The 13388-nt window shown below is 76.9% G+C and carries 11 protein-coding genes; 6 read left to right on the top strand and 5 right to left on the bottom strand.

Annotation, left to right across the window (positions count from 1 at the left end):
• From J5O08_RS00965 to J5O08_RS00945, 5 genes are all read left to right on the top strand, one after another.
• Nucleotides 1-993: a TatD family hydrolase gene (locus J5O08_RS00965; protein ID WP_218704970.1), complete on the top strand. Its 993-nt coding sequence runs from the start codon at nucleotides 1-3 to the stop codon at nucleotides 991-993.
• A gap of 138 nt (nucleotides 994-1131) precedes the next feature.
• A complete protein-coding gene (locus J5O08_RS00960) occupies nucleotides 1132-2349 on the top strand; it encodes a ubiquitin-like domain-containing protein (RefSeq protein ID WP_218704969.1) in 1218 nt (405 codons plus the stop codon).
• A gap of 378 nt (nucleotides 2350-2727) precedes the next feature.
• Nucleotides 2728-3984: a ubiquitin-like domain-containing protein gene (locus tag J5O08_RS00955; RefSeq protein WP_308281215.1), complete on the top strand. Its 1257-nt coding sequence runs from the start codon at nucleotides 2728-2730 to the stop codon at nucleotides 3982-3984.
• 36 nt (nucleotides 3985-4020) lie between these two features.
• Entirely contained in the window at nucleotides 4021-4983 is a 963-nt protein-coding gene (locus tag J5O08_RS00950; protein ID WP_218704967.1) for an rRNA adenine dimethyltransferase family protein, read from the top strand.
• Nucleotides 4984-5081: 98 nt separating this feature from the next.
• On the top strand, nucleotides 5082-6026 hold the full coding sequence (locus tag J5O08_RS00945) for a 4-(cytidine 5'-diphospho)-2-C-methyl-D-erythritol kinase (protein WP_147795713.1): 945 nt from the start codon (nucleotides 5082-5084) through the stop codon (nucleotides 6024-6026).
• Here J5O08_RS00945 and J5O08_RS21465 read toward each other — a convergent pair.
• From J5O08_RS21465 to J5O08_RS00920, 5 genes are all read right to left on the bottom strand, one after another.
• A complete protein-coding gene (locus J5O08_RS21465; protein WP_308281214.1) occupies nucleotides 6023-6619 on the bottom strand; it encodes a GNAT family N-acetyltransferase in 597 nt (198 codons plus the stop codon). The two genes, J5O08_RS00945 and J5O08_RS21465, sit on opposite strands and share 4 nt — an antisense overlap.
• On the bottom strand, nucleotides 6616-8223 hold the full coding sequence (locus J5O08_RS00935) for an alpha/beta fold hydrolase (RefSeq protein ID WP_218704966.1): 1608 nt from the start codon (nucleotides 8221-8223) through the stop codon (nucleotides 6616-6618). The genes J5O08_RS21465 and J5O08_RS00935 overlap by 4 nt, the downstream gene beginning before the upstream one ends.
• Nucleotides 8224-8339: 116 nt before the next feature.
• Entirely contained in the window at nucleotides 8340-10040 is a 1701-nt protein-coding gene (locus J5O08_RS21315; RefSeq protein ID WP_218704965.1) for an HNH endonuclease signature motif containing protein, read from the bottom strand.
• A gap of 360 nt (nucleotides 10041-10400) precedes the next feature.
• Nucleotides 10401-11132, bottom strand: a complete 732-nt coding sequence (locus J5O08_RS00925) for a head GIN domain-containing protein (RefSeq protein ID WP_218704964.1) — start codon at nucleotides 11130-11132, stop codon at nucleotides 10401-10403.
• Nucleotides 11133-11285: 153 nt separating this feature from the next.
• The gene (locus J5O08_RS00920; RefSeq protein ID WP_218704963.1) at nucleotides 11286-12470 is read right to left on the bottom strand and encodes an aminotransferase class I/II-fold pyridoxal phosphate-dependent enzyme; all 1185 of its coding nucleotides are present in this window, start codon (nucleotides 12468-12470) and stop codon (nucleotides 11286-11288) included.
• A 104-nt stretch (nucleotides 12471-12574) separates the two neighbouring features.
• On the opposite strand from J5O08_RS00920, the gene aroD reads away from it, so the two are divergent.
• Entirely contained in the window at nucleotides 12575-13357 is a 783-nt protein-coding gene (gene aroD, locus J5O08_RS00915) for a type I 3-dehydroquinate dehydratase (protein ID WP_218704962.1), read from the top strand.
• Nucleotides 13358-13388 lie beyond the last annotated feature (31 nt).

The raw sequence follows: 13388 nt of genomic DNA, 5'->3' as shown, positions 1-13388 counted from the left end.
GTGGCGCGCAGCCGCAACCGGCCCACCGGCTGGGCCCCGTCGCCGGAGCCGCTGCCCGTCGCCGTCGTCGACGACCACACCCACCTCGAGTCGGTGCTGGGCGTCGTGGCGGCGGCGGGCGCGGACGCGGGCGACGAGCCGGCGCCGGCCACGCTGGACGACCACCTGGACCGGGCCGCCGCGGTCGGCGTGCCGCGGATGGTGCAGGTCGGCTGCGACCTGGACGCCGTCGCGTGGACCGACGCGGTGCTGCGCGTCGACGCCGACCCCGCCGCGGACCCGGCGACCGCCCCGGCGCCGCTGCGCCCCGGCCGGCGCGCGCTGCTCGGCGCCGTCGCGATCCACCCCAACGAGGCCGTGCTGCACGCCGGCGTGCGCGAGATCGCACCCGACGGCCTGGAGCCGGACCCGCAGCCGCGGCACGACGCGTCCCTCGACGAGGCGCTCGCCCGGGTGGCCGCGGTCGCCCGTGCCAACGACCGGGTGCGGGCCATCGGCGAGACCGGGCTGGACTTCTTCCGTGCCGGGCCCCGCGGCCGGGAGGTGCAGCGGGAGGCGTTCCGCGCGCACGTCGCGCTCGCCAAGGAGCTCGGCCTCGCGCTGCAGATCCACGACCGCGACGCGCACGACGACGTCGTGGACGTGCTGCTCCGCGACGGCGCCCCGGAGCGGACGGTGTTCCACTGCTTCTCCGGCGGCCCGGCCCTCGCCGAGGTGTGCGCCCGCGAGGGGTGGTACGCGTCGGTCGCCGGTCCGGTGACGTACGGGGCGAACGACGACCTGCGCGCCGCGGTGCGCGCGCTGCCGCTCGATCTGCTGCTCGTGGAGACCGACGCGCCGTACCTCACCGCGCACCCGCTGCGCGGCCGCCCGAACGCCCCGTACCTGGTCCCGCACACCGTCCGGCGCCTGGCGGCCGAGCGCGGCCTCGACCTCGCCGACGCGTGCGCGGCGCTGGCGGCGACCGCGGAGCGCGTCTACGGCACCTGGTGACCCTCCCCGCGACCCCCGCCCGGAGGGGTGATCGCGCGGATCTCGGGTTCCCCTCACGGTCACGAATCGGTTACGGTCGGGAGGCTGTACCGGCGTGAGTCCCTCCCTCCCGCCGACCCGACCCGCTGGAGCCCCCGCGTGCCTGCGCCCGAGACCCCCGTCGTCCCCTCGTCGAGCAAGCCCCGCCGCACCGACCGCCGCTCGCGCGCGCTTCGGTACGGCGCCCAGGGCCTCGCGCTCGCGCTGGTGGCCGGCGCGACGACCGCGTTCGTCGGGCTGCACAAGACCGTGACGGTCGAGGTGGACGGCACCGCCGTCGAGGTCAGCGCGTTCGGCCGCACCGTGGGCCAGGTGCTCGCCGCCGGCGACATCGAGGTGGGCGACCGCGACCTCGTGGCCCCGGGCCTCGGCGAGCCCGTCGGCGACGGCGCGCAGATCGTCGTCCGGCACGGCCGGGAGATCGACGTCCAGGTCGACGGCCAGGACCGCACCGTCTGGACCACCGCGCTCACGGTCGGCGAGGCCGTCGAGGGGCTCGGCCTCCGCGACGACGAGACGCTGCTGTCCGCGTCCCGGTCGGCAGGCCTGGAGCGCGGCGACGTCCTGCGGGTCTCGACGCAGAAGACCATCCACCTGGCCGTCGACGGCCAGGTCATCGACGGGCTGACCAGCGGCGGGACCGTCCGGGACGCGCTGCGCGACATCGGCCTGGTGCTGAACGAGGGCGACCGGGTGTCCGTCCCCCTGGACGCGACCGCGACGGACGGCCTCGTGGTCATGGTGACCCGCGCGGCGACGTCCGGCGAGACCGTCACCGAGGCCGTGCCGTTCGAGGAGCAGGAGGTCGAGGACCCCACGCTCGCGAAGGGCACCCGCAAGGTCGCGACCGCCGGCCGCGCCGGCGTGCGCACCACCACCTACAGCACCGCGAGCGTCGGCGGCGCGGTGGTCGACCGCCAGGTCGTCGCGTCGACCGTCACCGTCGAGCCGGTGACCCAGGTGGTCAAGGTCGGCACGATGGAGGTCGCGACCGGGGTCGACATCACCGTCTCTCCCGGCAGCGCCCAGGAGATCGGCAAGCAGCTCGCCGCCGCGCGCGGGTGGGGCGACGACCAGTTCGCCTGCCTGCTGCAGCTCTGGAACAAGGAGAGCGGCTGGCGGGTGAACGCCGAGAACCGGTCCTCCGGCGCCTACGGCATCCCGCAGGCCCTGCCGGGCTCGAAGATGGCGACCGTCGCCGCCGACTGGCGCACCAACCCCGCGACGCAGATCACCTGGGGCCTGAACTACATCGGCGGCCGCTACTCCACCCCGTGCGGCGCGTGGTCGGCGTCGCAGGCCAAGGGCTGGTACTGAGCCCTCGCGCGGCCCTCTCCCGCCCGGCGGGTCCGTCGGTCCGGCACGCCCGCTGAGCGTCGGCTGAGCACCCGCTGAGCGTCGCGGCCGGCGTGGCGCCCACCTGCGTCGACGCGGCGACCACTTGGCACATGGTCACGAATGGGTTACGGTCGCGTGTCGCTCGTGACAGACCGGGGCCCTCCCCCCGCGAGCGCACCCGCGCAGCAGTGCGCGGGGCATGACCGCCGGATCGGGGATCCGGGACCGCCGGGTGCGACACCTCCCTCCAGGTGCCGCCGCCGCCGCGGGGCCGTCACGGCCCGGGGCACCGGCGGGCGACGCCCACGTGCGCCGCGCCCGCCCCTCGTGCCCGGGACCGCCGTCGTCTGGAACCACGTGACCTCCCTCTTCCGTCGCGCCCGCGCGCGCCTCGCCGCCACGCCCGCCGCCCTCCGCGCCCGCGTCGTCCACAACACGGACCCCGGGTCCGCCGGCACCGAGCCCGACGGCGACCGCCGGTCGCGCCGGGGTCGCGTGCGCCTCATCGGTGCCGCGACCGCCGTGGTCGTGCTCGCCACCGGCGGCGTCGCCGTCGCGGACGCCCACAAGACCGTGACCCTCGACGTCGACGGGGTCACCACGACCGTGTCGACGTTCTCCGGCAGCGTCGACGGCCTGCTGGCCGAGCAGAAGCTCGAGCTCGGCTCCCGCGACTCCGTCACCCCGTCGGGCGCGCTCCAGGACGGCGTCGACGTCGTCGTCCGGCACGCCCACCAGGTGACGATCAGCGCCGACGGCGCCGAGCAGACGGTCTGGACGACCGCGCTCACCGCCGACGAGGCGCTCACCATGCTCGCGACCCGCGGCGACGACGTCCGCCTGGTCGCGTCCCGCTCCGCCGCCGGCGGCCGCCCGGACCTGTCCCTCGACCTCACCCTCGACGGCGCCGCCGCGGTGCAGATCGACGGTGCGACGCACCCCGTCCCCGACGGCAGCACCACCGTGGCGGAGGCGCTCGACGCCCTCGGCGTGACGCTGCAGCCGCTCGACCGGGTCAGCGTGCAGCGCGCCGGCAGCACCGTGACCGTCGTCGTCAACCGCGTCGTGATCCAGGACGTCACCACCACGCACGAGGTGCCGTTCAACGCCGTCGAGCAGAACGACGCGTCGCTGTACGTCGGCGACTCGAAGGTCACCACGGCCGGCGTCGTCGGCGTCCGGACCGTCGTCGACCGCGTCACCACCGTCGACGGCCAGGAGACCGGCCGCGAGACGCTGTCCGACGCGGTGACCCAGGCGCCCGTCGACCAGGTGACCAACATCGGCACCAAGAAGAAGCCGGTCGCCACCACGCCGAAGGCGTCGTCCTCCGCTCCCTCCGCCGGCACCCCGGCGGTCGGCGGCGGCGACGCGGCCGGCCTCAACTGGGCCGCCCTGGCCGCGTGCGAGTCGGGCGGCAACCCGTCGATCGTCTCGGCGTCCGGCAAGTACCACGGGCTGTACCAGTTCTCGGTCGCCACGTGGAACGCCGTCGGCGGCTCCGGCCTGCCCTCGCAGGCCTCGGCCGACGAGCAGACCGCCCGCGCGCAGATGCTCTACAACCGCTCCGGCGCCGGCCAGTGGCCGGTCTGCGGGTCGCGCCTGTTCGGCTGACGCCGCACCCGCGGGCAGCCGGGTAGGCTCGCCCGCATGTCCTCCAGCACCGGCCCCGTCGCACCCGCGGCGGGGCCGTTGCTCGGTCCGGCCGAGATCCGCGCCCTCGCCGAGCGCGCCGGCATCCGCCCCACCAAGACGCTCGGGCAGAACTTCGTGCTCGACGGCGGCACCGTCCGCAAGATCGTCCGGCAGGCCGACGTCGTCGCCGGCGAACGGGTCGTCGAGGTCGGCCCGGGGCTCGGCTCGCTGACACTCGGGCTGCTCGAGGCGGGCGCGGACGTCGTGGCGGTCGAGATCGACCCGGTGCTCGCGGGGCTGCTGCCGGACACCGTGCGCCGGCACGTCCCGGGCGCGGTGGTCGACACCGTCGACCTGCCGGACGTGCCCGTGCGCGCCGCCGGCGGGCCCGACCCCGGTCCCCCGCCGCACCCCTCGCTCACCGTCGTCCGCGGCGACGCGCTCGACGTGCGCGCGCTGCCCGGGCGCGCGCCGACCGCGCTGGTCGCGAACCTCCCGTACAACGTGTCGGTGCCCGTGCTGCTCACGTTCCTCGAGCACTTCCCGACGCTCGAGCGGGTCCTCGTCATGGTGCAGGCCGAGGTCGCCGACCGCGTCGCCGCCCCGCCCGGGAGCCGCACCTACGGCGTCCCGTCGGTCAAGGCCGCCTGGTACGCCTCCGCCCGCCGCACCGCGACCGTCGGCCGGTCCGTGTTCTGGCCGGTGCCGAACGTCGACTCCGCCCTGGTCCGCCTCGACCGGCGCGAGCCCCCCGCCACCACGGCGACCCGCGAGCAGGTGTTCGCGGTCGTGGACGCGGCGTTCGCGCAGCGGCGGAAGATGCTCCGCTCCGCCCTGGCGGCCCTCGCCGGCGGCAGCGAGGCGGCCACCCGCGCCATCGAGGCCGCCGGGGTCGACCCGCAGGCTCGCGGCGAGGCGCTCGACGTCCTCGCGCTCGCCCGCGTCGCCGAGCAGCTGCACGCGCCCGCGGCGGGCTGACCTCGCCCGACGCCGTCGGCGGTCCGCGCCGCCGTCGCGCGACGGCCCGTCGCCGCCGGGACGCGCCGGACGCGCCCGGACCTGGCACAGTGGTCCCCGTGACCGACCTGCGCCTCGCCCCCCGCACCGGCCGTGAGGTCCGCGTCCGGGCGCCCGGCAAGGTCAACCTGTCGCTCCGCGTCGGCCCGCGCCGCCCCGACGGGTACCACCCGCTGGCGACCGTGTTCCAGGCCGTGTCGGTGTACGAGGACGTCGTGGCCTCCGCGTCGCCGGACCTGCGCGTCACGGTCTCCGGCCCCCAGGCCGACCTGGTCCCCACCGACGCGAGCAACCTCGCCCTCCGCGCCGCCCGCGCGCTCGCCGCCCGCACCGGCATCGACGAGGGCGTGCACCTGCACCTGCACAAGGGCGTCCCGGTCGCGGGGGGCATGGCAGGGGGCTCCGCCGACGCCGCCGCCGCGCTGCTCGCCTGCGACGCGTTCTGGGGCACGGCGCTGAGCCGCGAGGAGCTGCACGAGGTCGCGGCCGAGCTCGGCTCCGACGTGCCGTTCCTGCTGATGGGCCAGACCGCCGTCGGCTCCGGCCGCGGCGACCTGCTCACGGCCGCGCTGAGCCGCGGCGAGTACCACTGGGCGTTCGGCGTGCGCGACGAGGGACTGTCGACGCCCCGGGTCTACGAGGAGTTCGACCAGCTCGCCGCCGGCCGCGACGGGCTGGACTCCGACGGGGACGTCGCGCTGCTGCAGGCGCTCCGGGCCGGCGACGCCCCCGCGCTCGGCGCGCTCCTGCACAACGACCTGCAGGACGCGGCGGTCGAGCTCGCACCCGGCCTGGTCGAGACGCTGGCGGTCGCCGAGGACGCCGGCGCGCTCGGCGTGGTCGTCTCCGGCTCGGGGCCGACCGTGGCCGCGCTGGCCCGCAGCCGGCAGCACGCGCTGGTGATCGCCGCCGCGATGACCGCCGCGGGCGTGGCCGACTCCGTGCTCACCGCGTCGGGGCCGGTGCCGGGTGCGCGGCTCGTCGCGGGGTCGGACGTCCTCTAGGGCGCGGTGACCGAGCGCTCGCCGGCGGCCGGAGCGATCCGCCGCAGGTGCAGCAGCGGGTAGGGTCTGCCGTCATCGTCGAGGGCGGAGCGACCCACCTCGACGAAGCCGCGCCGCGCGTAGAAGGCCCGCGCCCCGGGGTTCTGCTCGTTGACGTCGAGCTCCACCACCGGCCGACCCGCCGTCGCGTGGCGCAGGAGCGCCGACCCGACCCCGCTGCCGTGCACGTCCGGGTCGACGAACAGCATCTCGACGCGAGCGCCGTCGCCGGCGACGGCGACGGCGACGAACCCGAGCACCCGACCCTGCCGCTCGGCGAGCGTCACCGTCAGGTCCGGGAGCCCGGCACGGACGACGGCCTCGTAGCGGCCGACGTCCTCCGGTGCGAGGAAGTCGTGCGTCGCGAGCACCGCCCGGCGCCACACGGCCACGAGCGCCGCCGCGTCGTCCGGCCCCGCCGTGCGCAGGGCGGGCTCGTCCGCGCACAGGGCCGGCTCGCCCGTGAGCAGGGTCGGCTCGTCCGGCCGGACGGCGGGCTCGTCCGCGCGCACGGCCGGCTCGTCCTCGCTCCTGCCCTGCCCGACCGCGCTCACGCCAGGTCCACGTAGACGTCCAGCCCGCCGACCTCGGCGAAGCCCAGCCGGGTGTACAGCCGCGCGGCGCCGTCCGTGTCCGGCTCGGTGTGGGCGACGCCCGCGCCGGCGTCGACCGCGCCCGCGAGCACCCACGAGCTGACGGCCGCCGCGACGCCGCGACGCCGGGCGGCGGGCACCACCCCGACGCCGCCCAGCCCCACGGCGGGACCCGCCTCGCCGTCCGAGCGCACGACGTAGGCCGTTCCCACGGGGGCCCCGTCCAGCTCGGCCAGCGCGACCGTCACCACCGGCGACCCCAGCAGCGGGTCCAGCCAGGCGCGCGACGCGGCCGGCTCCCCGCCGAACGCCGCGAGGTCGACCGCCAGCACCGCGTCCAGGTCCGCGGCGGTCGCGCGGCGGATCCCCAGCCCGGGCACCGGCGGCTGCGTCACCAGCGCACGGGCGTCGAGCAGCATGAGCCGCTTCCGGAACAGGTGGCGACCGTGCGGCCAGGTCACCCCGGCGGGGACCCGCACGCCCCACGGCACACCACGCCGCGCGTACCAGTCGCGGACCTCCCCGAGCTCCACCCGGTCCGGGTCCGTGACGTCGCCGTTGTTCCACCACGGGTGCGCGAGGCCGCTGGCCATCAGCCGGATCCCCGGCAGGTCCGCGACCGCGCCGCCACGGCCCGCGCGGATGCGCCCGTGCGTCTGCCAGGTCTCGGCATGGGCAGCACGCGCGAGCGCGTCCCGGTCGGGTGCACCGAGCGCCGCGTCGAGCACCAGCTCCGGCCGGGCCCACAGCAGCGAGCCACCCGCGCCCGGCACCACCCGCCGTACCGCGCCGGGTACGCGAGCCGTCAGCATTCGCGCGCGATCGGGCGAGTGCCCGCGGTCGTGCTCCCCGACCACCACCGTGGTCGGCACGGCGACGGCCGACAGGTCGACGTGCCAGGGCCGCATCGCCAGCAGCGTGTCCTGCACGTACGCCGCGCCCTGACCGGCGAAGCCCTCGACCAGCGCCGCCCGCCAGCGCGCGAGGAACGCGGGGCGCTCGTAGACGGCCCGGTCGACGGCCTCAGCGCCGTTCCGCACCATCGCCTCCATCTCGGCCGGACCGAGCCGCCCGAGGACGGCCCGAGCGGCCTCCGGATCTGCCCGCGCGAGGTCGGCGAGCTCGCGCGCGTGCGGCGGCAGGAGCGGCGCCACGTCCGGGTGCGCGACCTCGTCCGCAGGCGAGACCAGCACGAGCCGGGAGGCGGCGCCCGCGGCGGCGAGCGCGAGCCCGAACACCGACCCCTGGGAGTTCGTGACCACCGGCAGCGGCTCCGGATGCCCCACCGCCGCGGCGAAGGCGATGTGGTCCCGTGCCGTCGAAGCCGCCGTGCGGCCCGGGTCGGGTGTCGATCCCCCCATCCCGGCGCGGTCCACCGTGATCAGCCGCACGCCGCGCGGCTCGAGGAGGTCCTCGCCGAAGCCCATGGCGGAGCCCGTGGCCGCGCCGCCGACGAGCAGCACGGCCCTGCCGTCCGCGGGGCCTCGCGTGCGGCCCGTCAGCACGCGGCCGTTCGGCAGCGTGACGGAGTGCCGCTCGGCCGCGTCGGTCGACGTGGTGGTCATGGGGTCGGGCTCCTTCCGCCTCGTCGGACGCTAGCGGCGCCAGGTCCCGGTACGCCCGCTGATATCCGCGTCGCCTCGCGCCCGTCGCGCGCGCCGGCCCCGGGCGCTGGCGGGGGTCAGTACGGCGGGGGGTCGTCGTCCGAGGCGTGCGGTGCGGGTGGGCGCGGTGCGGGTGAGCGCGGGGCGGGCGGCCGCGGTGCGGGCGTGTGTGGGGCCGCTGCGCCCCGCGGCGCCCCGGACGTGGAGCTGTCCGACGGGACCCCGGACGGGGGTGTGTCGGGCGAGATCGCGGGCGCGGGTGGGTCGGGCGGGGTGTCGGGTGGGGGTGTGCGCAGGCGTCGGGGTCCGGTGAGGTGCTGGGTGGGGTGGTCGGTCCCGGGGCGGGTGCGGTAGGTGTGGCCGGTGGGGTCGGTCCAGTCGTGGGTGCCGGGCTCGGGTTGCTGCAGGGTGAACCGCGCGTGGTGCTTGGCGCGGTGGTGGCGGGGGCAGGTGGGGCCGAGGTTGGTGTGGCTGGTGGTGCCCGGGGGGTGGGGGTCGTCGGGCGCGGGTGCCCAGTCCTCGGTGTGGTCGAGGTCGCAGTGGTGGGCGGGCACGGGGCAGCCGGGGAAGGTGCAGGTGCGGTCGCGGTGCCGGACGTGGTCGGCGAGCGCGGCCGGTGGCCGGTAGGTGGTGCGTCCGACGTCCAGGACGGTGCCGGACAGGTCGTCGGTGACCAGCCGCCGCCAGACCCCGCCCTGGGCCAGGGCGCGGGCGGTGGTGGCGTCGATCGGGCCGAACCCGGCGAGGTCGGCGGGGCTGTCGTCCCGGCCGATCAGGGTCGACAGCGGCACGGTGACCAGGACGTGGGTGCGCGGGTCGCGCGTCCCGGCCCGGCCTACACCGGACGGGGTCGAGGTCGGAGCGTCGGCACCCGACGCCGCCTCGCTCGGCGGCGCCTCGGTGTCGCGTGGGCCGGGCAGGTAGCCCGGGGTGGCGGCGGGCGAGGCGCCGGCAGCGGCTAGGGCGGTCGCGGGGGTGCCGGTCAGGACGCAGTCGACGAGGGTGTCGGTGCGCAGCTGGTCCAGGGTGCGGGGGTCCCCGGCGGCGCGCGCGGAGCGGGCCGCACCGTGCAGGGCGGTGTCGATGCCGATCGCGTGCTCGGCGGGCAGCACGAGGTGCATCTCGGCCATCTGGTCCGGCAGCGCCCGCGGGTGGGTCACGCGCCGCGCGGCCCGGGCGGTGTCCCGGCGGTCCTGGGCGTGCTCGGGGTCGACCCGCAGCAGCGCCCGCTCCAGGTCCACCCTGACCTGGGCCACGGTCGAGTGCGGCGCCCTCGGCAGCACGTAGTCCTGCACCGGCCCGGACACCCACGCGACCTGGTCCCCCAGCCGGGCGGCGATCACCCGGGCCGCCGGCACGCTGATCCGCCCCTGCCGCAACGCGGCGCCGGTCTCGGCCAGGGCGCCGGCGAAGTCCGCGCCCTCGCGGATCAGCGCGGCGGTGTCCTGCGGCGACCGCTTGAGCCGCGCCGACAACGTCATCGCCGCGACCCGCTGCGAGGTCAGCCCCGAACCCCGGCCCCTCGGGGCGCGCGGGTCGAGCCGCGGGCCCATCCCCTGACGGCGCGCGAGCTCGACCGCCACCGCCGCCAGCCCCGCGTGCGCCCACCCCGACATCCGGGTGAACCCCGCGGCGACCTCGGCCAGGTCGAAGTCGTCCAACGACCGCGGGTCCAGCGCCCCCAGCAACCGGGCCAGCGGCACCCCCGTCGGGGTGCGGTCCAGGGCCTCGGTCAACCGCTCCGAACGCGGCAGACCCGGGTCCAGGAACTCCGCCACCACCGCGCGATCGGCGGCACCCGCCTCGGCGCCGGATGCGCCCGCCGCCGGGTCAGGGGCGCCCGCTGCCGGGTCAGGGGCGCCCGCTGCGAGGTCCCCGCGAGACGCAGACCCGCCCCCGGCGCAGGTGCACCCGCACCCGCACGCCAGCACCCCCGCACCCGGCGCAGGGCCGGGCTCGGGAGCGGGTTCGCGCAGGTCAGCGGGCATGTCACCACCCTAGGGACACCCCCTGACACACCCCAGCCCCGACGACCGCCAGCCTGGGGACCACGCACGCACCGCCGCTTGTGGAGGACTCGGCACCCGCTCGTACCGCGCCGGACGCCGCCCGACCCCGGCCCCGCGCCCGAGACGCGGTCAGTCCTCCCGCGACACCTCGCCCGACCCCTCGATGCGCTGCGTGACCTCGGGATCGCCGGCGTACGACACGGACCCGGAGCCCTCGATCGACACCGCCAGCCGCCGGGTCGCGTGCACCTCGACGTCGCCGGAGCCCTCGATCGACACGTCGACCTCGTCGGCGCGCAGCCGGTCCGCGTCGATGCCGCCCGAGCCCTCGATCCCGATGGCGAGCGACCCCGTGCGGCCGTCGAGCTCCACGTCGCCGGACCCGGCGACCCGCAGCGCGACCGACTCGGCGTCCAGCCCCGTCAGGTCGACCGAGCCGGAGCCCTCGACCGACAGCCGCAGCACCTCGCCGGTGACGTCGTCCGCGGTCACGTCGCCCGAGCCGGAGACCACCAGCTCGGCGACCTCGCCGACGACGAGCTCGTACGACACGTCGCCCCAGGAGCCCACGCCGAACGAGCCCCGGGAGTCGAGCACCAGGACGCCGTCCCGCACCTCGGACACCAGCCGGTCCTGGGTGCCCTCGCGCGCGGTGACCGTGAGGGACGGGGTGGTCCCGCGGCGGATCGTCAGGTCGCCCGAGGTCGCGAGCTGCACCGCGGTCACGTCCTCGATGTCGACGTCCCGGGTCACGACCGGGCCGCGCGGGGCACCGGCGCACGCGGCGAGGCCGAGCACCAGCGCCGCCCCCACGGCCGCCGCCGTCGTCGCCCGGGCCGCCGTCGTCCTGGTGCCTCGCATGGTCCGTCCCCTCGTGCCGCCGCGGCCGCGAGGAGGTCCCGCGCGCCGTCACGTCCGAGGCTCCCAGGTCGGGGCGCGGCGGCGGCATCCGGTACGCCCCTGAGCCGACCCTGAACGGACCCTGGGGACGCGTGGGGCTCGCGAGCGCAGGGCTCACCCCAGCCGGGTCAGCCCCTTGCGCAGCCCGCGCACCGCCTGGCCGATCCGCTGCTCGTTCTCGATCAGCGCGAACCGCACGTGCCCGTCGCCGCCCGGCCCGAACCCCACGCCCGGCGAGACCGCCACGTCGCAGTCCCGCACCAGCATCTCGGCGAACTCGATGGACCCCAGCTCCCGGTACGGCTCGGGGATCCGCGCCCAGGCGAACATCGTCCCCTTCGGCCGCAGGATGTCCCAGCCGATCCGGGACAGCCCGTCCACCAGCGCGTTCCGCCGGCTCTCGTAGACCGCGGAGAGCTCCGCCGGGTAGTCCGTCGCCTCGTTCAGGGTCACCGTCGCGGCGATCTGGATCGGCTGGAATGTCCCGTAGTCGAGGTACGACTTGAGCTTCGCCAGCGCGCCGACGACGTCCTTCCGGCCGACGAGGAACGCCACCCGCCAGCCGGCCATCGAGTACGACTTGGTCATCGAGTACAGCTCGACGGCGACCTCGGTCGCGCCGGTGCACTGCATGATCGACGGCGGGGTCCAGCCGTCGAAGCACATGTCGGCGTACGCCAGGTCGTGCACGAGCACGACGTCGCGCTCCCGCGCCCAGTCGACGAGCCGCTGCAGGTCGTGCAGCTCGACGGTGGTGGTCGTCGGGTTGTGCGGGAACGACAGCACGATGACGCGCGGCTTCGGCCACCCGAGGTCCCACGCCTCCATGACCCGGTCGACGTAGCCGGCCCCGTCGGTGCCGTCGCCGATCGGCACCTGCCGGGCGTCCGCCCCCGCGAAGTACGGGCCCCAGATGTGGATCGGGTACGACGGCGTCGGCACCAGCGCCGCGTCGCCGGGCTGGAGCAGCACCCACATGAGGTGGCTGAACCCCTCCTTCGCCCCGATCGTCGAGATGATCTCGGTGTCCGGGTCGAGGGTGACGCCGAACCGACGAAGGTAGTGGTCGGCGACCGCCTGGCGGAGCTTCGGGATGCCGCGCGACGCGGAGTACCGGTGGTTCCGGGTGTTGTGCGCCGCCTCGGCCAGCTTCTCGACGGCGACCTGCGGGCTGGGCAGGTCGGGGTTGCCGAAGCCGAGGTCGACCACGTCGCGGCCGGCGCGCCGCGCCTCGACCTTGAGCGTGTCGATGATCGTGAACACGTAGGGCGGCAGGCCCGGGATGCGACGGAACTCCATGGCCCGACGCTAGTGCGCCCGGCGGTGCGGGGGTACGCGCCGCGCGCGGCGAACCGGCATGATGCAGTGTCCGGCGGAGCGTCCGGCCGAGGAGGATCCCACCCATGACCAGCACCGCGGCGCCCGCGCCGACCCCGGTGACCGTGCGCGGCACGGTGATCGGCACCGGCCGGCCCAAGGTCGTCGTGCCCCTCACCGGCGGCACCGTCGACGAGCTGCTCGCCCAGGCCGTCGCCGTGGTCGCCGCCGGGCCCGACGTCGTCGAGTGGCGGGTGGACCACCTCGACGGCGGCCGCGCGACGCCGGAAGCGGCCGCGGCGGCCGGGAGCGCGCTGCGCGCGGTGCTCGGGGACCTGCCGCTGCTCGTCACGATCCGCACGGCGCACGAGGGCGGGCTCGCGGACGTCACCGACGAGGCCTACGCCGCGGCCTACCGGGCGGTGCTCGCGACCGGCGTGGTCGACCTGCTCGACGTCGAGGTGATGCGGGACCCGGGCACCGTGCGGGCGCTGGTCGACCTCGCGCACGCCGCCGGTGCCGTCGTCGTCGCGTCCAACCACGACTTCGACGCCACGCCCGCTCGGGAGGAGATCGTCCGCCGGCTGCTGCACATGGCCGAGCAGGGCGCCGACGTGCTCAAGATCGCCGTCATGCCGCGCGACCCCGGCGACGTGCTGACGCTGCTGGCCGCGACCTGGGAGACGGCGCAGCGCACCGACCGGCCGCTCATCACGATGTCGATGGCGGGCACGGGCGTGGCGTCGCGCGTCGCGGGCGGCGTGTTCGGCTCGGCGGCGACCTTCGGGACGGTCGGTCCGGCGTCGGCGCCGGGGCAGGTCGAGCTCGGGGCGCTGCGCGCGGCGCTCGGCGTGGTGCACGGAGGCTGACCGGCGGGAGCGTGAGAGCAGGCACGCGCCC

The organism is Cellulomonas sp. PS-H5, assembly GCF_019265565.1.
In the GTDB taxonomy this organism is placed as follows: domain Bacteria; phylum Actinomycetota; class Actinomycetes; order Actinomycetales; family Cellulomonadaceae; genus Cellulomonas.
The sequence above is the reverse complement of the archived record's forward strand: the minus strand, read 5'-3'. Positions and strand labels throughout refer to the sequence as shown.